The sequence below is a fragment of the Chlorobiota bacterium genome, assembly GCA_016710285.1.
GTDB lineage: Bacteria > Bacteroidota > Ignavibacteria > OLB7 > OLB7 > OLB7.
In genome coordinates this window covers 4235152-4256282 of record JADJXR010000001.1, presented here as the reverse complement: position 1 = coordinate 4256282, position 21131 = coordinate 4235152, and the positions used below count along the sequence as shown (strand labels likewise).

Here is a 21131-nt window from a genome sequence, read left to right as displayed (position 1 = left end):
AGAGGGACATGGTTTCTCGTGGACCCTCCAAACGTTCCAATCACGCAACGGATAACGGAATCTATGCCAACATCACGGCGCATTCTTTGGGTGGATGATGAAATTGACCTCCTTCGCCCCCACATCAAACTGCTGCAAGCAAAAGGGTACCAGGTTGACACCGTAACCAACGGCGAAGACGCTGTTGAGCTGGTTCGCCAGCAATCGTTCGATCTTGTTTTTCTTGATGAGTCCATGGTTGGCATGGGGGGCTTGGAAACCCTTGCCGAACTGAAGGACCTTCGCGCCGCCATGCCGGTGGTGATGGTGACAAAAAACGAAGCGGAATCGGTGATGGAAGAAGCCATTGGCCGCCGCATCAGCGATTACCTAACCAAGCCGGTGAATCCAACCCAAATCCTTCTTGCCTGCAAAAAACATCTGGAAGGGGAGAAGTTGGAGGCCGACTACGCCCAGCGCGATTACATCCGCGAGTTCAACCAAACGGCCATTCAGCTGATGAACCCGTTGGATTGGGAGGAGTGGGCCCAGCTGTACGTGAAGATGACCAACTGGGAGCTGGAGTTCGACCGCCACCGCGACATCGGCCTTGAGCAAACCCTTGCCGACCAAAAACGGGATGCCAACGCCGAGTTCGGGAAGTTTGTGGAGAAAAACTACAAGCAGTGGCTGAACCCCGACAACCCCGACCGCCCGCACCTTAGCCCCGACGTTATCAACAACTACGTCCTGCCGCTGGTGAAGAAGGACTCCGGCCCGGTCTTCCTGTTCGTGATTGATTGCATGAGGTTGGACCAGTGGTTAGTGATGGAGGAGTTGCTGACGCGCTACTACTCCATCCAAAAAAACTATTACTTCAGCATCCTTCCCACCGCCACCACCTATTGCCGCAACGCAATCTTTGCCGGGCTGTACCCCAGCGAGATCGAGCAGCACTACCCCGACCTGTGGCAAGGGGGGAACGACGACGACCACTCCCAAAACAAGTACGAAAAAGAACTGCTGGATAAGCTGCTGCAACGGAAGCGGATCAGCCTTCGCAGCGGGGTTCGTTACGTGAAGATTATTGATACCGATTTCGGCAAGAAGATCGAATCGGAGATTGCCAGCTACGCGCAGTCGCAGCTGTCGGCAGTGGTGGTGAATGCCGTGGATATGATGGCCCACAGCCGCAGCGATTATCCAATCCTGAAGGAGATTGCCCCGCACGAATCGGCCTACCGCTCCCTTACCCGCAGCTGGTTCGAGCATTCCTCCTTCTTCGGAATGCTGCGTACGCTTTCGGCAATCCCCAACGTGCAGATTGTGGTGACAACCGACCACGGCTCCATCCGCTGCATGAGGGGGGCCAAAGCCCTCGGGGATCGCGAGACCTCCACCAACCTGCGGTACAAGTATGGCCGCAACGTGAAGGTGGATGATAAGTTTGCCGTCCACGTCCGCAAGCCGGAAGAATTTAAGCTGCCAAAACGGGGGATGCTGACCGAGTATGTGATCGCCAAAGAAGATTACTACTTCGTCTATCCAACCGAGTATCACTATTACTTGAACCATTACCGTGACAGCTTCCAACACGGGGGGATCTCACTTGAGGAGATGATCCTTCCGGTTGCCACGCTGACACCACGGTAATTGGAGTTTGTGCACATATCGCGCTATCACAGGCGAAGGAACAGAAGCTGAAAACGAAATGGACGTAGAGATTTTTTTAAGCACCAGCCCAGAGCAAACACAGGAGTTCGGGGAGAACTTCGCGCTGCGGCTGAAGCCCGGGGATGTGGTCGCTTTCTACGGCGAACTTGGGGCAGGGAAGACGGAGTTTATCAAAGGAATTTGCGCCGGTTTCCGGGTGGAGGAGATCGTCTCTAGCCCCACCTTCACCGTCGTCAACCAGTATGAAGGGGTTAGCCGGAAGGAGAAGCCGGTCACCATCTTCCATGTGGACCTGTACCGCATCAACTCCGTTGCGGAGCTTCGCGAGGTTGGGTTCGAGGAACTGATCGAAGACCAGCAAGGGGTGAAACTGGTGGAGTGGGCCGAGTACGCCGTGGCCCTGCTTCCGCCAAATCGCTACGATATCCATTTCTACAGCGATGATGATGCCGACAGCAACGCCCGCCGCATCGAGGTGATGCAGGTGGTCTCGCCGCAATCGGCCCATGCTGTGCCGTAGCGGTTCATCGCCATCGTACAACAAACGGCCCGGCCCTGCATAACGGTCGGGTCGTTCTTTTCAGCTTGGGACATCAGCGTGTACTTCAATCCAACATCGGCACAGTAGAATGCTTGTTGCAATCGAAACAACGGGAGAGACCTGCGGAATTGCCCTGTTCCAGCAGGAGCAATTGCTGGCCGAATTTCACGTTGCGCTTCCGCGAATCCACGACCGTGCGCTTGCCACGCTGTTCCAGCAATCGTTGGATAGCGTCGGGATGCAGGCCGGTGATGTTAGCGCGATCGCTGTTTCCATCGGCCCGGGTTCCTACACCGGCATTCGCATCGGCGTTAGCTTTGCCATTGGGCTTGCGATTGGGACCGGTGCGCCAATCATTCCGGTCCCCACGCTTGATGCCATTGCCTTCTCGCTTCGTGGGCTTGCCAAAGCTACCCGGCGCAGCCGCGTTCTTGCGGTGATCCCTGCCGGGCGGCTGGGGCTGTACGCCTCGCTGTTCCAAGTCCTTCCGGAATTTTTACGCCTAACCGATGCCGGGGCAATCCCGCCGGAGCAAGCCCCGTTGCTGCTTGATGAAAACGTGATTGCTGCCGGCCCAGGCATTGCGCAGCTGCAATCCCACAATTCCGACCGCCTTGCCGAAGGCACAATCCAGCTTACCGCACGTGCTGTTGGCCAGCATGGTATCTTCCTGCAACGCCTGGGGATAACCTGTAGCCCAAAGGAACTAGAGCCGTTGTATATTGGGTAAAGGGTGAGTGCTAAAAAAGAAAGCGCGTCCGGCACCTTGCCGCCGCCCATTTCCAAGCAATGCCACGGGACCTTCTATCAAAAACCATGAAGCCTTCCCCGGGCAGCAACCCCGGATAACGAACCAACCTCCATTTAACCTTCAACATCATGCCGTGGTGGAGCCGTAACCGCAAGAATCTTGACGAATCGCAGAACCAACAGCGCGAAATGCCCGATGGCCTTTGGACGAAATGCCCAAGCTGCGAGACGGTCATTTATAAAAGTGAGCTTGAGGAAAACCTCTACACCTGTCCCAAATGCGATCACCATTTCAGGATCGGTTCCAACCATTACATTAACCTGCTGATTGACCCCGACACCTTTGCCGAAACCCATGCCCAGCTAACCTCAACCGATCCGCTGGAGTTTGTGGACGAAGATTCCTACCAAGTGAAGCTGCGCAAAGCCACCAAGCGGACCGGCTTGGCCGACGCAATGCGGACGGGGTTGGGGGATGTTAGCGGGCAGCGTATCTCGCTGGCAATCATGGATTTCAGCTTTATCGGCGGGTCCATGGGGTCGGTCGTGGGGGAGAAGTTCTGCCGCGCCGTGGACGATGCCATTCGTGAGCGGGTTCCGTTTATCTGCATCACCGCTTCCGGCGGCGCGCGGATGATGGAGGCGGCAATCTCGCTGATGCAAATGGCCAAAACCAGCGCACGGCTAACGCTCCTTGCCGAAGAACGCATCCCCTACATCGTTATCCTTACCGACCCCACAACTGGTGGTGTCACCGCCAGCTATGCAATGTTGGGGGATATCACCCTTGCCGAGCCGCGGGCGTTAATCGGCTTTGCAGGACCGCGGGTGATTGAGCAAACCATCAAACGGAAATTGCCCGAAGGATTTCAGCGCTCCGAGTTCCAGCAGGAGCACGGGTTTGTGGACCACATTGTTCACCGCAAGGAACTGCGCAAAACGGTGGGCCGCATTCTCACACTCCTCCCAATTCCAGAGGTTGCTGGCTAAATCATTGGCCAGCAAGGGGGAATAATGCCCGTCCCGAATCGGTTTCGGGGCGGGATTGGGCAACGCTTCTCTTGCTCTCTTAGCATCTCTGTCAGTATCCGCACAACTTCATCGAACTTCCGCACAACATCACGTTATGGCAGCCAAATCTTCCGCAAAACAACCGCGCCGCAAACGCAAACCTGCTATCCATCTGCTCGGCTTCCCCATGGACTTGGGGGCGGGGCGGCGTGGCGTTGATATGGGACCATCGGCACTCCGCATTGCCGACATTGAAGGGCGATTAAAATCGTTGGGAATTAAGGTTGAAGATGAGGGGGATATTGAAATTCAAGTGCCGGAGGTGCTGAAAATTAAAAACCCACGATTGCGGTATTTGCCGGAAATAACCGCCGCGTGCGAAAAATTAGCGCGGAAAGTGAAAAAAATTCTGAAGTCGGGCGATTTTCCGCTTGTGTTGGGGGGCGATCACTCCATGGCAATCGGGACCCTTGCCGGGGTTGCCAGCTACTGCCGCGATGCCGGAAAACGCTTGGGGGTAATTTGGATTGATGCCCATTCCGACATCAACATCCCCGAAACTTCGCCAAGCGGAAATATTCACGGAATGCCCGTTGCCGCTTCGATTGGGCTTGGCGCAAAAGAATTAACGCGAGTGGGTGGGGATTTCCAAAAATTGGATCCCACGAACATCGTGATGATTGGCCTGCGGTCCGTGGATGAAGGGGAACGGAAAATTATTCACGAACGTGATATCCGTGCCTACACCATGACCGATATTGACCGCAAGGGAATAAATACGGTGATGGAAGAAACGCTCGATTATTTGCAAGCCCGCACCGATCATATTCACATTTCCTTTGATCTTGATAGCGTTGATCCAACAGTTGCTTCCGGCGTGGGAACTCCAGTTCCCGGGGGACTTACTTGGCGCGAGGCGCATTTTATTATGGAAGTGCTTGCCGAGCGTGGCGCGCTCGATTCAATGGAGGTTGCCGAAGTAAATCCAATCCTTGATAACCTAAATAAAGGTGCAGAATTTGCCGCCGACCTTGTTGCCTCGGCAATGGGAAAAAGAATTCTGTAGATTTTTTCTGCACACTACTTGCGGCATTTTTGGATAATCGCAAACGGCATTGTTCTGCAAGTACTGATTTACTAACTCATGCACATCATTACCTCCGTTGCCGAAATGCAGCAATATTCCCGCAGCCAGCAACGGCGCGGGCTGCGGATAGGGTTTGTCCCAACCATGGGCTTTTTGCACGACGGACATTTATCGTTGGTGAGCCTTGCCAGCACGGCGGCAGATATTGTTGGCGCGTCCATTTTCGTAAACCCAACGCAATTTGCCCCAACGGAAGATTTAGCCCAATATCCCCGTGATTTCGCGGGCGACAGCGCAAAATTGCAATCGGTGGGGTGCGATTTTATTTTTTATCCACCTGTCCAAGAAATGTACCCCGATGGAGCCAGCACCGTTGTGAATGTGGAAGGGATCACCAGCCGCTACGAAGGTGCCTTCCGCCCAACCCATTTTCGCGGGGTAACGACGATTGTGGCAAAGCTCTTCAACAGCGTGCTTCCCGATGTTGCGGCTTTTGGCCAAAAAGATGCGCAGCAGGTGGCGGTGATTCGGAAAATGATGGAGGATTTGAATTTCCCAATTCAATTACTGGTTGGGGAAACCGTTCGCGAGCTTGACGGATTGGCCATGAGTTCCCGCAACGTCTATCTTTCCCCGGAAGACCGGGCGCACGGGCTTTCAATTTCGGCGGCGTTGCGTGCGGCGCAACGTGTGGCGGAGGGTGGGGGAAATCTTGATGAAGTTGAAGGGGCAATGCGCCGCCAATTATCCCCGGCAATCGCCCTTGATTACGCCGATGTTGTGGACCCACTGACGTTTGACCGTCCGGCTGGCAACGGTGCCGCGTGGCTTGGCATTATTGCCGGCAAAATTGGGCGCACCCGGCTGATTGATAATATGCTTCTGCGCGCCCCGAACCGGTAGCGGCGTTGCTGTGTGTTCGATACAGGTCGAAAACGGTTTCTGGCGTTCATACCAATATGTTTGTGCCGCAATTCTTCCGGAGCCTTCCGCGTCCTTACTGCCGGTTCCGCATTCCATTCACGTTTTGCAGGGTGAGCAAGCAACAATGACGCGATTCATGTTCAAATCGAAAATCCACCGCGCTGTCATCACGCAGGCCGAACTCTATTACCAGGGAAGCCTAACGATTGATGAAGAGCTGATGGAGGCGGCGGATCTGCTGCCGTACGAGAAAGTCTCGGTGGTCAATGTCAACAATGGGGAGCGGTTCGAGACGTACGTCATCACCGGCGAGCGTGGAAGCGGGGTGATCTGCCTAAACGGCGCAGCCGCACGAAGGGGAACCGTTGGCGATGAAGTCATCATCATCAGCTACGCTTCGATGTCCAACGAGGAAGCCAAAGTCTTCAAGCCCACGATTATCATGGTGGACAAACGCAATCATATTATTTCCCGCAGCAACGAACAGCGTGCAGGGGAAAAATATGTGTCGGTCTGACAACCGGGCTGCAACACACAAGCATGGCACTGCCAAATTCAACCAAGCCACACATGACTTCAGGAAACCCCTGTTCTGTGTGGCTTCGTTGCTTCCGTAGCGTTCAATTGTACCATCGTTTCCGTACTTCTTTATGAGCCAACGACCCTTCGCCGTAGTAATTCTTGCCGCCGGGAAAGGAACCCGCATGAACGACCCGTCGCGCGCAAAAGTGATGTTCCCGATTGGTGGCGTGCCGATGATCCATCACGTGGTGGAACGCGCCTTGCAGTGCCAGCCGGACCGCGTGGTGGCCATTATCGGATTTAACCGCGAAGCTGTTCGCCACTATCTGGGCGAAGCCTTTCAGGGCCGCGTTGAGTTTGCCGAGCAGCTTGAGCAGTTGGGAACCGGCCACGCCGTGATGCAGGCAATGCCGCTGCTGAACGATTTCTCCGGCGACATCCTTGTTCTTTCCGGCGATGTTCCGCTTCTTAGCTACCAAACCATCGGCGATTTGTGGGACGTCCACACCGTGCGCGGGGCAACCGGAACAGTGCTGACGGTGGTTGCCCAGGACCCAACCGGCTACGGCCGCGTTATCCGCAATGCCGATGGAAGCGTTTCCCATATCGTCGAGCATCGGGACGCTACCGAGCAGGAGCGCACGATGAAGGAGATCAACTCCGGCATCTATCTGTTCGATGCCGAAGGGCTGCGTGCTGCGCTGGCAAACCTGAACAACAACAACGCCCAAAACGAATATTATCTGACCGACGTTTTTGGCTACTTCCGCCAGCAAGGTCTGCCAATTGCCGCCCACTGCTCATCCGATTTTGAGGAGATTCAAGGAATCAACACGGTGGAGCAGTTAGCCCAGGTTGATGAAGAATTTAGAAGGCGGGGGGATGGGAAGAAGGAAAACGATGGCAAGGCACTTGCCAGCTAAAAACCGTAGCTGAAATCGCCCCGACGTGTTTGGGGTGGAAGCACAACACAACCCAAACGTAGTTTCCAGCATGAAAATCTCTCATCTTGGCATTGCTGTTCGATCGCTTGAAGAAGCTGGCATCCGTTACGGCGAATTATTTGACGTGAGCGAGCCGCACCGCGAGACGGTGGAGGAGCAAAGCGTCTCGATTCTTTCATTCCCAGTTGGCGATGCGGTGATTGAGCTTACCGCCGCCACTGCTGACCATTCCCCAATCGCAAAATTCATTGAGAAGCGTGGGGAGGGGATCCACCACATTGCCTTTGAGGTGGAAAACATCCAGGCGGAGCTTGACCGATTGAAGGCTGCGGGCGTTCGCCTTATCAACGAAACCCCCCGCGAAGGCGCGCACGATATGCTTATCGCTTTTATTCACCCATCAAGTTTTAATGGAGTGTTGGTGGAGTTGTGCCAGAGGAAGGGGTGAGGTGATTTCGAATCTGTATTCTTCCTGAAGTGGAGCAGAGTGATGGCTGCTCCATTATTGTTTTTCGGAAAGCGCAGGGCCGACCCCCGACAAAATCCTGGCCTGTCTGGAACGCTGCATTTTTCTCACCCCTCCGTTCTTATCTTCGCGCATCCATCCATCATTGTACGGGGTACTCGCCATGGTCTCCTTCCGCGCCATTTTCCCGCTTGCTCTTTTTGCTGCGTTGGGGTTTGCAGCGTTCCAGTTCCACTCGATTACTTCTGCCCCTTCCGGTCCACGCGATTGGGTGGGGGTGATGAAGGCGGCGGGGATTGGGCAGGAAAACCCGCAGGCACGCCACCGCTGGGAGCTGATGCGGCTTCGCGACCCTGCCACCGGAACGTTGCCCCCCAACATCATCGAGCGCGAACACCGGTTTGCCCGCACGCTCCCAACCCGCGAAGGTGCGGCGGCTGCTGGCTTGTCTCGGGTGCAAGGAAGTTTTGATTGGGTTCAGCGTGGCCCGTACAATGTTGGCGGACGCACCCGCGCTTTTGCGATTGACCGCACCAACGAAAATCATCTTCTGGCCGGTGGCGTTTCGGGGGGGATGTGGAGTTCCAGCAATGGCGGTGCTTCCTGGATTCCGCGCACAGGTTCAGCGCAACATCCAAGCGTTTCCTGCATTGCCCAATCACGCATTGCCGGAAAGGAATCGGTCTGGTACTACGGAACCGGTGAGTTCACGGCGAACACTGCCTCGAACCATGGGGACTATATCTACAAAGGAACCGGTATCTACCGCTCCACCAATGGCGGGATTACGTGGCAGCAACTTCCCTCCACCGCAACCACACGCCCGAACCAACTTGGCGAAGTGTTCGAGACGGTGCTGAACATTGCCACCGACCCAACGGCACAAGGGGAAGATGTGATCTATGCAGCGGTGCGCGGCGGGATACTGCGCTCCTCCGATGGTGGGGGATCGTGGAAGTGGGTGCTTGGCGTGTCCAATGGCTCCCATATCACCGATGTTGCCGTCACCTCCGCCGGGGTCTGCTACGCAACGATGTCGGGAGCCGGGGCCAGCACTCGCGGAATCTGGCGTTCGGCGAACGGCATAGATTGGAAGCAAATCTCCCCAGCCGATTGGCCAACGCTCTCCTTCCGCATCGTGATTGCCGTTGCCCCTTCCAACGAAAACATCCTCTACGTCCTTGCCGAAACCCCGGGGAAAGGCTTCGCCACCACCAACAGCGCTGGCGAGACCGAACATCACAGCTTCTACAAGTACACCTACGTTTCGGGGGATGGTTCGGGGAGCGGAGGGACGTGGGAAAATCGTTCAACAAGTCTTCCGGCGTTCGGCGGCAATTTCGGCCAGTACATCTCGCAAAACTCGTATGATATGCTGGTAAAGGTCAAGCCCGATAATCCCGACGTTGTGCTGATTGGCGGGACCAACCTGTACCTTTCCACCAACGGCTTTGTGAACTCGCAGCAAACCAAATGGATTGGCGGGTATCGCTCGGGGGATATTTCGCAGTTTGAACTCAGCAGCGAATATCCAAACCATCACCCCGATCAACACGCTGCTGAATTCCTTCCATCGAACCCCTCGGTGCTGCTTAGTGCCAACGATGGCGGGGTTTTCAGGACGAACAATTGCCTTGCCCCAACGGTGACTTGGACCCCGCTCAACAACGGCTACACCACTTCCCAATTTTACACCGCTGCGGTGGACATGGCCGCAAACCACGATGAGATGGTGATGGGGGGATTGCAAGACAACGGCACGTGGCTGGGGCTAAACGCCGACCCCAACTCCCCGTGGAAATTGCTGGGCGGGGCGGATGGTTCCTTCTGCGCGATTGCCGACGGGAAGTCGCAGTTCTACGGCTCGGCTCAGGAAGGCTTTATCCTAGGGGGGACGGTGAACAGTGCTGGCTCGGTCACCTCGTTCAAACGGGTGGACCCCGATGGCGGCGGCCCATATCTGTTTATCAACCCCTTCATGCTGGACCCCGATGACAACAAGGTGATGTATCTGGCAGGGGGTGAGCAGCTTTGGGTGAATACCGATCTGACAGCGATTCCCAATTTCAGTGCCGAGCCTGCAACCATCAACTGGCATCAAGTTCCCAACGTCACTCTCTCCAACGATGTGATCTCGGCAGTGGCCTCCAACACGCTCCAGTATGCCACGGTGAAGCAAGTGTGGTTCGGCACGGCGCGGGGGAAACTCTACCGGGTTGATAACCCAGCCTCGGCTTCCCCGAACGTCTTCAATGCCACCGGAACGAACTTCCCAGAGGAGGCTTATATCAACTGCGTATCGGTGAACCCCAAGGACCCGAACAACGTGATGGTCGTCTTCTGCAATTACAACGTCCTGAGCCTTTTTGCCACGACGGATGGCGGCATCAGTTGGGTTCCGGTTGCTGGAAATCTTGAGGAGAACCCTGATGGAACGGGAGCCGGGCCATCGCTCCGGTGGGCAGCAATTTCCGACGGCGCGTTCGGTCCATACTGGCTTATTGGAACAAGCACCGGGCTGTACAGCACAAGGCAACTGGCCGGGATGAACACCGTGTGGGAACAGGAAGAAGCCATTGGCAACAGCGTTGTGAACATGGTGGTGGCGCGCCCGAAGGATCGGTGGGTGGTGGTTGTCACCCACGGGAAAGGGGTCTTCAGCGCGTATGCCCCTTCGTTGGATGTGCCGGAAGAATCATCCGCAGCCTCGTTCGCTATCAACGCAATCTCCCCTAACCCTGTGCGCCGTGCAGCAACGGTCAGCCTTACCGTCCCCGAGCGGCTTGTTGGGAAGGAGATGTCTGGGAAAATCTATAGCTCGCTCGGTCAGGAGGTTGGGCAAATTCCCCCCGCCATTGCGGTGGCAGGGGAGAACAGGGTGATGTTGGAAGAGGGGATAATCGCTCAGCTTTCCGCAGGGAAGTACTTCGTTGGAATTCGAATTGGAGGGGTGATGGAATCGCGTGAGTTCGTGGTGGCGCGGTAGCGGGGGGGCAGAAGTCATTGCCAGCAGAAGCGTGTGTTGGTCGCATCGCAGCGGATTGCGCAGCACGGTCACACTCTATCGGCCAGCGTGCTCGTCTTCCAACGCGCAATCGGCAGCGGACGGAATGGAGAGAGTTGCGGGGGGATTGCTTCACGATCTGTTCACCACAGAACCAACAACACCATGGAACGCCCAATTGACAAGATGATCCGCGAGGCGATGGAGCGTGGGGAGTTCGACAATCTTCCTGGAAAAGGGAAGCCACTGACCCATCTGGATGATTATTTCAGTGCTCCGGCGGAGCTTCGGCTTGGGTTCAATGTGCTTCGCAACGCGAACACCCCGCCCTACGAAGTGGAGATGATGAATGAGATAGTCGCATTAAAAAAAGAGCTTCAAGCCACCACAACCACCGAGCGCAAACAAGAGCTTCGCCGCACGATTATGAACAAAGAATTAGAGCTTAGGATGCGGTTGGAGCGGATCCCCAAATCGCGCTGAAAATCATTCCCCCGGGTAGCAATCGGAGATAGGGTAACCGCCCCGGCTCAGTCGGGATTGATATAGCCGGGCAAGATTTAGTAGACCGGGTAGCCGCCCCGACTCAGTCGGGATTGATAACAGGTCTTTAGCCTGCGGCGTCTCAGTCGGGATTGATATAGCCGGACAAGGTTCAGTAGACCGGGTAGCCGCAGGTCTTTAGCCTGCGGCGTCTTTGGCCTTCAGGCAAGATTTATGGAAAAAGGAAAGCCTGCTCAGAATGTGAGCAGGCTTATTGTGCGGAGAGGGCGAGATTCGAACTCGCGGTAGGTTTTGACACCTACGCCCCGATAGCGATCGGGGTGCCTTCAGCAGGGATGTGAGGTTTATGGAAAAAGGGATGCCGGTGGCGGAAATTGCTGGATGTACCAACGAAGAAAGTGAGAGCTTTTCTTAGCCTTGAGTGCTCGCTCTTCGGCCATGGCTTCGGCTCGGGAGTTGAATGCCCGAACAGCGCACAGAATCCAGGTAGCCTGTTTGCGAGTGGCAGTGCATCCGCCTTGATTATGCCGGACTACCCGTTGGTAGACATTGTTGGTTTGCCCGATGTAGAATCGTCCGGTTGGTTGGCTCTGGATGATATAAATGAAGAAGGAATCCATGGGGAGAAAATAAACAAGCCTGCTCAGAACTTGAGCAGGCTTATTGTGCGGAGAGGGCGAGATTCGAACTCGCGGTAGGTTTTGACACCTACGCCCCGATAGCCATCGGGGTGCCTTCAGCAGGGATGTGAGGTTTATGGAAAAAGGGATGCCGGTGGCGGAAATTGCTGGATGTACCAACGAAGAAAGTGAGAGCTTTTCTTAGCCTTGAGTGCTCGCTCTTCGGCCATGGCTTCGGCTCGGGAGTTGAATGCCCGAACAGCGCACAGAATCCAGGGGCCTTTGTTGCGAGTGGCAGTGCATCCGCCTTGATTATGCCGGACTACCCGTTGGTAGACATTGTTGGTTTGCCCGATGTAGAATCGTCCGGTTGTTTGGCTCTGGATGATATAAATGAAGAAGGAATCCATGGGGAGAAAATAAACAAGCCTGCTCAGAACTTGAGCAGGCTTATTGTGCGGAGAGGGCGAGATTCGAACTCGCGGTAGGTTTTGACACCTACGACGGTTTAGCAAACCGTTGCCTTCAGCCACTCGGCCACCTCTCCGAAAAAAACTCTATTGAGAACAATTGTTTTGACACCTACGCCCCGATAGCCATCGGGGTGCCTTCAGCCACTCGGCCACCTCTCCGAAAAAAAACTCTATTGAGAACAATTGTTTTGACACCTACGCCCCGATAGCCATCAGGGCTTTCAGCCACTCGGCCACCTCTCCGAAAAAACTCTATTGAGAACAATTGTTTTGACACCTACGCCCCGATAGCCATCAGGGCTTCAGCCACTCGGCCACCTCTCCGAAAAAAAACTCTATTGAGAACAATTGTTTTGACACCTACGCCCCGATAGCCATCAGGGTGCCTTCAGCCACTCGGCCACCTCTCCGAAAAAAAACTCTATTGAGAACAATTGTTTTGACACCTACGCCCCGATAGCCATCAGGGTCTTTCAGCCACTCGGCCACCTCTCCGAAAAAAACTCTATTGAGAACAATTGTTTTGACACCTACGCCCCGATAGCCATCGGGGTGCCTTCAGCCACTCGGCCACCTCTCCGAAAAAAACTCTATTGGGAACAATTGGTTTGACACCTACGCCCCGATAGCCATCGGTGTGCCTTCAGCCACTCGGCCACCTCTCCGAAAAAAACTCTATTGAGAACAATTGTTTTGACACCTACGCCCCGATAGCCATCAGGGATGCCTTCAGCCACTCGGCCACCTCTCCGAAAAAAAACTCTATTGAGAACAATTGTTTTGACACCTACGCCCCGATAGCCATCAGGATGCCTTCAGCCACTCGGCCACCTCTCCGAAAAAAACTCTATTGAGAACAATTGTTTTGACACCTACGCCCCGATAGCCATCAGGCGTTTCAGCCACTCGGCCACCTCTCCGAAAAAAACTCTATTGAGAACAATTGTTTTGACACCTACGCCCCGATAGCCATCGGGGTGCCTTCAGCCACTCGGCCACCTCTCCGAAAAAAACTCTATTGAGAACAATTGTTTTGACACCTACGCCCCGATAGCCATCGGGGTGCCTTCAGCCACTCGGCCACCTCTCCGAAAAAAACTCTATTGAGAACAATTGTTTTGACACCTACGCCCCGATAGCCATCAGGATGCTTTTCAGCCACTCGGCCACCTCTCCGAAAAAAACTCTATTGAGAACAATTGTTTTGACACCTACGCCCCGATAGCCATCGGGGTGCCTTCAGCCACTCGGCCACCTCTCCGAAAAAAACTCTATTGAGAACAATTGTTTTGACACCTACGCCCCGATAGCCATCGGGGTGCCTTCAGCCACTCGGCCACCTCTCCGAAAAAATCAAATTGTTAGATCACTCCCTTCAGCCACTCGGCCACCTCAATTTTGGGAGCGCAAAGATAATAAAAGTGGGTAGGGGCAAAACAGCATCGGAATGTATCCTGCAGAAAATTTTCTACAAGAATTCTACCCGTATGATCCAATGGGCCGTTGCTTTCTGAACTAATGGCCAGGCGTTGTATTCCAGTCGTCCCTTGTTGCGGATATGCCTTTCCGACGGCCACGGGTCGCGAACCACGATGGACTCAATTTGCGGAGGAGTGGACCCGGGAACAATCTTGACGGCGGTGCAGACCACGGCATGATTCATGTTCGGACGGCTTTTGTACGAAAACAAAATCGGCCGCCCGTTGGATAGCTCGCGGATCAGCACTTCCGATGAAGGCGCGCCCGGCATCAAGGCCGAAACCACACGGTACTTCCGCCCTTTGCGGTCCACGCCCTCATAGTTAAGGTTGGCCGTCATCACATCCAATCCTCCTGGCTTATTCGGCAGGTTTCCCCAACGGTCGCTGCCAAATGTGCGGCGGACGATCATCTCCTGGCTAACATCCACCCCGTAAGCCTGAAAAATCATCTGGATGCTTGCAGCCCAGCACCACATCGGTTGGCGTTGCGTTGTCCAGCGATTGTTCAGATACTGCGACTTGAGTCCTATGTACATGCATTTTCTGGTAAGTGATACATCGTGGCATTTCTAAGGCCAGCGTTTATCGGTGGCAAGATTACACCGATGTCCGTTGTTAGTTTGCAATAGGTTGTCAAGTCAAGCCCATGCGGGGGGGGTGCCTAGAATTTATATCCAACCCCAACCACCCACTTCCGCAGCGTGAAATAGCCGATGGAGGCCTTCCAGCGGTTATCGGCGATGTAGCTTAGGTCTATCCCATGCAGGAAATGATAATCGGCCTGGGTGGCGTTCTCATACACCGTCTTCGTGACGTTATCTTCCACCAGCAAAAACTTCCGCTGCTGCGTTACGCCGGCGTTGTACATGGCGTAAAAGTTCCCATAGCTGACCCCGCCGCCAAGCGTCAGGAATAGCTCGGAGTTCTGGAACCACCCCAACGAGGTGACGTTGCTGTTCGGTGCGGTGGTGCTTTGGTGGGCCGGGCGTTTTGTTCCGTTGAACAGCCCGCCAACCTCCAACCCTCCAATAATTCCCGACGTTGTCACCACGTTCAGGTCAACGGAAATCCCCCCGGGTGATGCTGGCGAGTAGTTCACCCCCATAATCGCGCCGGGGCGCAAGGGGCGGCGCGGCTGCACGGAAGCCTCCTGCGCCAGAAGTAGATATGGAACCATGATTCCCAGCAATGCCGCAAGCCACGTTCGGATGTTCGCCATTGCTCTGGCGGTAGTTCTTTCCATCATCTTTTCGCTTCGATTTTTCGGCAAGATGCAGAATCGTTGGCCGTTGCTGCAAGGGGGCGGGGCGGGGATGAAAAAGAAAGGCGGGGGAAGGGACAATAGAACAAACCAATCACACGTCAGCCAACCGTGCCCCAGTGTTCCAGAACTTTGCGGGAAGAAAAAATAGAGTCTCCTTTTTTCCCTGAAACGAACGTATCCGAAGCAAGAAGCCGATTGTATGAAGCTACTGATAACGGGTAGTTCGGGATTTGTCGGCTGGAATGCGGCGCGGTATTTCGCGAACCATGGTGACAGCGTCGTTGGGACGTTCCATACGTTTCCTCACTACTTGCATCACGACAACGGCGCGGTTGCTGTCAGGCTGGACCTTGCCGACAGAACCGAGGTTCGCAAGATCATCCGCCGCTTCCAGCCGACCCATATTTTCCACTTCGCCGCGCTTGCCCGCCCACAGCTTGGCCACACCCCACAGCAACTTTTTTCCGTCAACGTCCAGGGGACCGAAACGCTGGCGCAGGCTGCCGAAAGTCGTGGCATTCCGCTCCTGTATCTCTCCACCGATCTTGTCCTTCCATCCAGCCTTGCGCCGCTTGATGAATCCGTCACCCCAAACCCACCCGAGCATTCCTTCTACGCCCAATCGAAGCTGCAGGCCGAGCAGGTGCTTCAGCAAAGTGGCGGGCGTTGGGCAATCATTCGGCCATCGGTGATGTTCGGCGATGGAACTTCCCACACCAACTCTTTCACCCAGTTTATTGATAGCTGCTGGGCGCGGAACGAACCCGCTCCGCTGTTCACCGACCAGTTCCGTTCCTTCCTGTTTGTTGAGGACCTTTTCACCGCCATTGAAGCGATTGTTCGCACCGAGTCGTGGGGAAGGATGTTCCATTGTGGCGGTCCCGAGTGCCTTAGCCGTGCCCAGTTTGGGCTTGCTTGGGCCGATGCTTGCGGCGTGCCACACCGGCTGTGCGACCTGATGGAAGCCCACCAAAAACCGGGGTATGTTGGCGGCGAAAGCCATATCCAACTGGATTGCCGCGCACTCCGTTCGCTTGGGTGGGAACCCCGCTCAATTACAGATGGATTCGAGCAGATACTTCGCCGTCGGGAGAAGTCGCGGTAGATTGTGGGCTGTTTTTCAACAACAGCAACCAAACGATCAACCGAGCACAGAGATATGGGTTTTGCCTGCGGCATTGTTGGGCTTCCGAACGTCGGGAAGTCAACGCTTTTTAACGCTATCACTTCGGCGGGTATCGCTGCCGAGAACTATCCATTTTGCACCATCGAGCCAAACACCGGAATGGTCCCGGTCCCCGATCCCCGGCTCGACTGGCTTTCGGGGGTGTTCAACACCAAACGCACCGTTCCCACCACCATCGAGTTTGTTGACATCGCCGGGTTGGTTCGCGGCGCGGCGCAGGGGGAAGGGCTGGGGAATCAGTTTCTGGGCCATATCCGCATGGTGGATGCTGTGGCGCACGTGGTCCGCTGCTTCAGCGACGACAACGTGATCCACGTTGACGGAAGCGTGGACCCAATCCGCGACATCGAGACGATTGAAACGGAGCTGATCCTGAAGGATATCGAGACGGTGGAGAAGCGGATCGAGGGGGCGCAACGGAAACTGAAAACGCAAGATAAATCGGCGGCTGATGAGATTGAGGTGGCCAACAAATTGCGCCAGCATCTGGGGAACGGGCATCTTGCCATCACCTTCGAACGCGACGACAAGGAGCGGGAAATCCTCCGCGAATTCCACCTGCTGACCGACAAACCAGTGATGTACATTGCCAACACCGACGAAGATGGCTTAATCAATGGCAACCCGCAGATTGAGCGCGTCCGCCAGTTTGCCGAGTCACGCTGGTTCAAGTGCGTTCCGGTCTGCGCAAAAATTGAGTCGGAGATTGCCGAGCTTCCGGCGGAGGATCGCGCAGAGTTCCTGGCATCGCTTGGGCTGGCCGAGCCAGGGTTGAACGCAATCATCCGCACCGGCTACGGGTTGCTGGGGTTGCTGACGTACTTCACCGCTGGCGAGAAGGAGTGCCGCGCATGGACCGTCCGCAAAGGCTCCACCGCGCCGGAAGCTGCCGGGGTAATCCACACTGATTTCCAGAAAGGATTTATCCGTGCCGAGGTCCAAGCCTACGAGGACCTGCGCCGGCTTGGAAGCGAATCGGCAGTGAAAGAAGCGGGTCTGTATCGAATAGAAGGGAAGGAGTACGTGGTCAACGATGGAGATGTGATGTTCTTCCGGTTCAACGTTTAGCAGTAGCAACGAAGCCCATGAGGTGCTCATGGGCTTCGTTGTTATGGATAGTGGATTGATCCTTTCTTACTGATATTCCTTTCCAGCAATCAACTCCCAATGAAACTCCTTCTGTTCGACATTGACGGGACCTTGGTTCGTGTTCAGCGTGCAGTGAATCGCGCAGTGGTTGGCGGGGTGGTGCGGCGGCTGTTGGAGTTCGATGGGGAGCTGCCGGAAATCGAGCTTCACGGAAAAACCGATCCACAGATTTTTCTGGAGATTGCCGAGTATCTTCAGCTGGAACGCCGCAATGCCGAAGCGTGCCTTCGCGACCTTGAGCCGGTCATCACCGAGGAGTGGGAGCGGTACTTGAATCAACAAACCGTAGAACTGCTTCCCGGGGTGGTGGAGTTGTTGGAGCGGCTTTCGCGGCTGCCGAATGTGCACCTTGGAGTGCTCACCGGAAACGTTGCAACCGGGGCCGCGGCCAAGCTGCGCCCGTATCAGCTTGAGCGATTTTTCTCTGTTGGAGCCTTCGGTTCCGATTCCGCGATCCGCAATCATCTTCCGCCGATAGCGTTGCGCCGCGCCGCCACGCTGCATCAGCATCCTTTCCAACCCGATCAAGCCTTAATCATCGGCGATTCACACCGTGATATTGAGTGCGCCCACGCCAATGGGTTGCGCTCGATGGCGGTGGCCACCGGCACGTTATCGCTGGAGCAGCTTCGCCAGCACGGTCCCGATTATGCAGTTTCCAACCTGTTTGATGAATCCCCAATCCATGACTTCTTGGCCCAGTAACATGGCCGCACGCCTTGCTTGCCGCTTGCTGTTGGCTTTGCTGGTGCTTCCCGCCGCTGCCGCCGCGCAGACGCTTCCTGGCATTGATGTTCTTGTTGCGCAAAACTTTGCTCCGGTGGCGGGCAAGCGCGTTGGCTTGGTGACAAACCAGACCGGGGTGCGGCGCGATTTCCGGCAAACAACCGTTGAGGCTCTGCTGGCCACCGACCGCTGCCAGCTAACGGCTTTGTACGCGCCGGAGCATGGGATTGATGGATCGGTGCTGGCAGGCGATGAGGTTGCCAACCGAAGCTACCGTGGGATTCCGGTGTATTCGTTGTATGGCCCAACCAAAAAGCCAACGCCGCAAATGCTGAAGGATATTGACGTGATGCTGTACGACATCCAAGATATTGGGGTCCGAAGCTACACGTTCATCTCAACGCTGATAAAAGTGATGGAGGGATGCGCCGAAGCGAACATTCCGCTGATTGTGCTGGACCGCCCCAACCCAATCGGCGGCGATGTGATTGACGGGGAAGTGCTCGACACCGCTTTCCGCTCCTTTGTTGGCATGGTTCCGGTTCCCTACGTCTATGGCCTAACCGTTGGCGAGCTTGCGCTGATGGCCAACGGCGAAGGGTGGCTATCGAACGGACTGAAATGCGAGCTTTCCGTGATCCAAATGGCGCGGTGGAACAGGGGGATGAGATGGAGGGAGACGGGGCTGCAATGGATTCCGCCATCGCCCCACATCCCAACGCCGGAAGCGGGGTTTGCCTATGCTGCAACCGGAACGTTGGGCGAGCTTGGGATTATCAGCATCGGGATTGGCTACACGCTTCCGTTCGAGCTGGTTGGGGCCACGTGGATGGACGGAGAAGATTTCGCGAAGCGGCTGAACAGCTTGGATATTGATGGAATATGGTTCCGAAAAACCAGCTACAAGCCGTTGTACGGATTTTCGAACGGGCAAGTCTGCAACGGCGTGCAGATCATCCGCTCGGACCTGCGCACCGCCCCGTTTACCGCCTGCATCGCAATAATGACCACGCTGCGCGATGCCTATCCCGAGCGGAAATTGTTCCCCCCCGACACCTCCTCAAAATGGGGAATGTTCAACAAGGTCTGCGGGGGGAATCGGCTGAAACAGCAGCTTCTTTCAGGAGCCTCCTTCAAAACCATCACCGACAGCTGGACCTCCGAACTCAACCGGTTTATTGGCAGAAGGGAGGAGTATTTGTTGTATGAGTAAGCGAATTATCGTTCAATAATTAACTGTTGAACGAACTTGCGCTTTGGTGTTGCAACCATTACATAGTAGGCTCCTGTTGGTAAATCGCTGGTATTAAAAGAAATCGAGTTCTCACCACCTTGTAACTCTCCAGAGTAGATGGATTTAACTTGCTGCCCAAGCAAATCAGCAATTAAAATCTTGACATTTTCCGACATAGATAAACTCACCTGAAGGCTTGCTTGGTTGAAAGATGGATTTGGCGATATCCGAATGCTGTTTTCTTCATCGTTGGTAGTAGGAACGCCAACGTAATCGCGAGGGTCTAATCGCCCTTTAAGCCTAATAATTGTCGGAGAGCCAATGCCATCATACTCAAATAACATCTGGGACAATAATGCAGAGCCTTGCGACACTGTAAACCTTACGTCGGTCTTCGCGGTATCTCCTGGCATAAGTACAAAAGGAACAGATTTGTTAAGTACTTCAAAAGTGAAATCCTGATAGTTATAAAGAGTGGTAGTACGTACATCTGTTATAGTAAGTGGTAAAGAATTAATGTTGACAACAGTTGGTATTTGGAGCGAGTCCGTTATCATTCCGTCCCTTTTTGTGCCAAAATCAATAACAGGATTAACAATAGCTAAATATGGGTTTATTCCAACCCCAAGCAACCTGACTACAATAGGAGAGCCAGCCCCTTCATATTCAAGGAAAAGTTGGCTATTCCTCAGATTGACATCTGAAGGCGTAAATCGAAGATCAATTTTAGCAGTATCGTTTGGCTTAAGCACCAAAGGAGAGGTAGAGATAGCACTGAAATCGGATGAATTGAAGCCACGAACCAGCCAGTTTGTGATGGTTATGGTGCTATCACTGTTGTTCCTAATCATGATTGCTTGAAGCGTATCTCGGGAAGTAAAGCCAAGAACTTGCCCAAAATCAATCTCTTTAGTCAATTGATGGAAGTACGGATTGATCCCTTCGCCAATGAGCTGTGCTGTTAGAGTGGCATCATCGTTTCCCACAATAAAGTGGAGTTGGCGGCTCATAAAGCCAACATCGGAAGGGAAAAATTCAATTGGAAAGTTTTTACCTTCGTTAGGCTGGATAGTTATGGGAAACAGGGAATCCGGAATAGAAACGACACTATCTCCAGCATCATCAATGTAAGCCCCAACAATGGTTTGTGGGCTTGGCCCAACATTTATTATTTGGATGCTATTCATAAGGGTTTTCTTCTCTCCAACTCGTACTTGACCGAATTCAATTACTAGACCTCTTTCAAAAGTAGTTTTCAAGGGAGTTCAAAATTATGGATGGCGGCGATGAGGTTGAATCTCACATCAAATCGCTTGCGACGATTTCGATACTTCTCCGCTATGATCTTGAACACCTTTAACCGACCAAACACATGCTCAATCACGATCCGCTTCCGCGAATGCTCACGATTCTCCTCCTTCTCCCAATCCCCTAATGCTCCCCCTTCCGCCGCTTGTGCGGCAACCATACGTTGCTCTGGATCTTCGATAACCCCAGATATCCCAAATCCGCCATCCAACAACTCCCACTCCCCAACAATCGCTTATACCCCCGACCCACACACTGCTTCAATAACGAGAAATCATGCTGGC

The 21131-nt window shown here is 54.5% G+C and carries 21 protein-coding genes and 1 tRNA gene; 15 read left to right on the top strand and 7 right to left on the bottom strand.

Annotated features, from left to right (window positions below; genetic code table 11):
* Positions 1–63: 63 nt before the first annotated feature.
* The 11 genes from IPM61_15980 (at position 64) to IPM61_15930 (ending at position 11385) form a co-directional block, all read left to right on the top strand.
* Entirely contained in the window at positions 64–1632 is a 1569-nt protein-coding gene (locus tag IPM61_15980; protein ID MBK8912807.1) for a bifunctional response regulator/alkaline phosphatase family protein, read from the top strand.
* 58 nt (positions 1633–1690) lie between these two features.
* On the top strand, positions 1691–2173 hold the full coding sequence (tsaE, locus tag IPM61_15975; GenBank protein ID MBK8912806.1) for a tRNA (adenosine(37)-N6)-threonylcarbamoyltransferase complex ATPase subunit type 1 TsaE: 483 nt from the start codon (positions 1691–1693) through the stop codon (positions 2171–2173).
* A gap of 109 nt (positions 2174–2282) precedes the next feature.
* Positions 2283–2924 carry a tRNA (adenosine(37)-N6)-threonylcarbamoyltransferase complex dimerization subunit type 1 TsaB gene (gene tsaB / locus IPM61_15970; GenBank protein MBK8912805.1) on the top strand — a complete coding sequence of 214 codons (642 nt, stop codon included), beginning with the start codon at positions 2283–2285 and terminating at the stop codon, positions 2922–2924.
* Positions 2925–3073: 149 nt separating this feature from the next.
* A complete protein-coding gene (locus tag IPM61_15965; protein ID MBK8912804.1) occupies positions 3074–3934 on the top strand; it encodes an acetyl-CoA carboxylase carboxyltransferase subunit beta in 861 nt (286 codons plus the stop codon).
* Between the two features lie 136 nt (positions 3935–4070).
* Positions 4071–5021 carry an arginase gene (gene rocF / locus IPM61_15960; GenBank protein MBK8912803.1) on the top strand — a complete coding sequence of 317 codons (951 nt, stop codon included), beginning with the start codon at positions 4071–4073 and terminating at the stop codon, positions 5019–5021.
* Between the two features lie 78 nt (positions 5022–5099).
* A complete protein-coding gene (locus tag IPM61_15955; protein MBK8912802.1) occupies positions 5100–5945 on the top strand; it encodes a pantoate--beta-alanine ligase in 846 nt (281 codons plus the stop codon).
* Positions 5946–6090: 145 nt separating this feature from the next.
* Positions 6091–6483, top strand: a complete 393-nt coding sequence (locus IPM61_15950; GenBank protein ID MBK8912801.1) for an aspartate 1-decarboxylase — start codon at positions 6091–6093, stop codon at positions 6481–6483.
* Positions 6484–6616: 133 nt separating this feature from the next.
* Positions 6617–7411: an NTP transferase domain-containing protein gene (locus tag IPM61_15945; GenBank protein MBK8912800.1), complete on the top strand. Its 795-nt coding sequence runs from the start codon at positions 6617–6619 to the stop codon at positions 7409–7411.
* Between the two features lie 70 nt (positions 7412–7481).
* Entirely contained in the window at positions 7482–7880 is a 399-nt protein-coding gene (gene mce, locus IPM61_15940) for a methylmalonyl-CoA epimerase (GenBank protein MBK8912799.1), read from the top strand.
* A 181-nt stretch (positions 7881–8061) separates the two neighbouring features.
* On the top strand, positions 8062–10884 hold the full coding sequence (locus IPM61_15935; protein ID MBK8912798.1) for a flagellar basal body rod modification protein: 2823 nt from the start codon (positions 8062–8064) through the stop codon (positions 10882–10884).
* A gap of 183 nt (positions 10885–11067) precedes the next feature.
* Positions 11068–11385 carry a DUF1992 domain-containing protein gene (locus tag IPM61_15930; GenBank protein MBK8912797.1) on the top strand — a complete coding sequence of 106 codons (318 nt, stop codon included), beginning with the start codon at positions 11068–11070 and terminating at the stop codon, positions 11383–11385.
* Positions 11386–11750: 365 nt separating this feature from the next.
* On the opposite strand, the gene IPM61_15925 is transcribed toward IPM61_15930, so the two are convergent.
* The 5 genes from IPM61_15925 to IPM61_15905 all read right to left on the bottom strand — a co-directional run bounded on the left by IPM61_15925 (position 11751) and on the right by IPM61_15905 (position 15199).
* On the bottom strand, positions 11751–12026 hold the full coding sequence (locus tag IPM61_15925; GenBank protein ID MBK8912796.1) for a GIY-YIG nuclease family protein: 276 nt from the start codon (positions 12024–12026) through the stop codon (positions 11751–11753).
* Positions 12027–12160: 134 nt separating this feature from the next.
* A complete protein-coding gene (locus IPM61_15920; GenBank protein MBK8912795.1) occupies positions 12161–12436 on the bottom strand; it encodes a GIY-YIG nuclease family protein in 276 nt (91 codons plus the stop codon).
* Between the two features lie 48 nt (positions 12437–12484).
* A tRNA-Ser gene (locus IPM61_15915) sits at positions 12485–12573 on the bottom strand.
* 1394 nt (positions 12574–13967) lie between these two features.
* Entirely contained in the window at positions 13968–14516 is a 549-nt protein-coding gene (locus IPM61_15910; GenBank protein MBK8912794.1) for a C39 family peptidase, read from the bottom strand.
* Between the two features lie 125 nt (positions 14517–14641).
* The gene (locus tag IPM61_15905) at positions 14642–15199 is read right to left on the bottom strand and encodes a hypothetical protein (protein MBK8912793.1); all 558 of its coding nucleotides are present in this window, start codon (positions 15197–15199) and stop codon (positions 14642–14644) included.
* Between the two features lie 244 nt (positions 15200–15443).
* Between IPM61_15905 and IPM61_15900 the strand changes: the two genes are divergently transcribed.
* From IPM61_15900 to IPM61_15885, 4 genes are all read left to right on the top strand, one after another.
* Positions 15444–16349: a sugar nucleotide-binding protein gene (locus IPM61_15900; protein ID MBK8912792.1), complete on the top strand. Its 906-nt coding sequence runs from the start codon at positions 15444–15446 to the stop codon at positions 16347–16349.
* Between the two features lie 54 nt (positions 16350–16403).
* A complete protein-coding gene (gene ychF / locus IPM61_15895) occupies positions 16404–17498 on the top strand; it encodes a redox-regulated ATPase YchF (GenBank protein ID MBK8912791.1) in 1095 nt (364 codons plus the stop codon).
* Positions 17499–17597: 99 nt separating this feature from the next.
* On the top strand, positions 17598–18284 hold the full coding sequence (locus tag IPM61_15890; protein ID MBK8912790.1) for an HAD family hydrolase: 687 nt from the start codon (positions 17598–17600) through the stop codon (positions 18282–18284).
* Positions 18265–19518: a DUF1343 domain-containing protein gene (locus IPM61_15885; protein MBK8912789.1), complete on the top strand. Its 1254-nt coding sequence runs from the start codon at positions 18265–18267 to the stop codon at positions 19516–19518. Before IPM61_15890 ends, IPM61_15885 begins: the two co-directional genes overlap by 20 nt.
* Positions 19519–19523: 5 nt before the next feature.
* On the opposite strand, the gene IPM61_15880 is transcribed toward IPM61_15885, so the two are convergent.
* Both IPM61_15880 and IPM61_15875 read right to left on the bottom strand, forming a co-directional pair.
* On the bottom strand, positions 19524–20798 hold the full coding sequence (locus tag IPM61_15880; protein ID MBK8912788.1) for a choice-of-anchor D domain-containing protein: 1275 nt from the start codon (positions 20796–20798) through the stop codon (positions 19524–19526).
* The gene (locus IPM61_15875) at positions 20795–21058 is read right to left on the bottom strand and encodes a transposase (protein MBK8912787.1); all 264 of its coding nucleotides are present in this window, start codon (positions 21056–21058) and stop codon (positions 20795–20797) included. The genes IPM61_15880 and IPM61_15875 overlap by 4 nt, the downstream gene beginning before the upstream one ends.
* Positions 21059–21131 lie beyond the last annotated feature (73 nt).

Coding starts and splice junctions, on each gene's coding strand:
- IPM61_15980 (MBK8912807.1), top strand. CDS start 64: ATGCCAACATCACGGCGCATTCTTTGGGTGGATGATGAAATTGACCTC.
- tsaE (MBK8912806.1), top strand. CDS start 1,691: ATGGACGTAGAGATTTTTTTAAGCACCAGCCCAGAGCAAACACAGGAG.
- tsaB (MBK8912805.1), top strand. CDS start 2,283: ATGCTTGTTGCAATCGAAACAACGGGAGAGACCTGCGGAATTGCCCTG.
- IPM61_15965 (MBK8912804.1), top strand. CDS start 3,074: ATGCCGTGGTGGAGCCGTAACCGCAAGAATCTTGACGAATCGCAGAAC.
- rocF (MBK8912803.1), top strand. CDS start 4,071: ATGGCAGCCAAATCTTCCGCAAAACAACCGCGCCGCAAACGCAAACCT.
- IPM61_15955 (MBK8912802.1), top strand. CDS start 5,100: ATGCACATCATTACCTCCGTTGCCGAAATGCAGCAATATTCCCGCAGC.
- IPM61_15950 (MBK8912801.1), top strand. CDS start 6,091: ATGACGCGATTCATGTTCAAATCGAAAATCCACCGCGCTGTCATCACG.
- IPM61_15945 (MBK8912800.1), top strand. CDS start 6,617: ATGAGCCAACGACCCTTCGCCGTAGTAATTCTTGCCGCCGGGAAAGGA.
- mce (MBK8912799.1), top strand. CDS start 7,482: ATGAAAATCTCTCATCTTGGCATTGCTGTTCGATCGCTTGAAGAAGCT.
- IPM61_15935 (MBK8912798.1), top strand. CDS start 8,062: ATGGTCTCCTTCCGCGCCATTTTCCCGCTTGCTCTTTTTGCTGCGTTG.
- IPM61_15930 (MBK8912797.1), top strand. CDS start 11,068: ATGGAACGCCCAATTGACAAGATGATCCGCGAGGCGATGGAGCGTGGG.
- IPM61_15925 (MBK8912796.1), bottom strand. CDS start 12,026: ATGGATTCCTTCTTCATTTATATCATCCAGAGCCAACCAACCGGACGA.
- IPM61_15920 (MBK8912795.1), bottom strand. CDS start 12,436: ATGGATTCCTTCTTCATTTATATCATCCAGAGCCAAACAACCGGACGA.
- IPM61_15910 (MBK8912794.1), bottom strand. CDS start 14,516: ATGTACATAGGACTCAAGTCGCAGTATCTGAACAATCGCTGGACAACG.
- IPM61_15905 (MBK8912793.1), bottom strand. CDS start 15,199: ATGGCGAACATCCGAACGTGGCTTGCGGCATTGCTGGGAATCATGGTT.
- IPM61_15900 (MBK8912792.1), top strand. CDS start 15,444: ATGAAGCTACTGATAACGGGTAGTTCGGGATTTGTCGGCTGGAATGCG.
- ychF (MBK8912791.1), top strand. CDS start 16,404: ATGGGTTTTGCCTGCGGCATTGTTGGGCTTCCGAACGTCGGGAAGTCA.
- IPM61_15890 (MBK8912790.1), top strand. CDS start 17,598: ATGAAACTCCTTCTGTTCGACATTGACGGGACCTTGGTTCGTGTTCAG.
- IPM61_15885 (MBK8912789.1), top strand. CDS start 18,265: ATGACTTCTTGGCCCAGTAACATGGCCGCACGCCTTGCTTGCCGCTTG.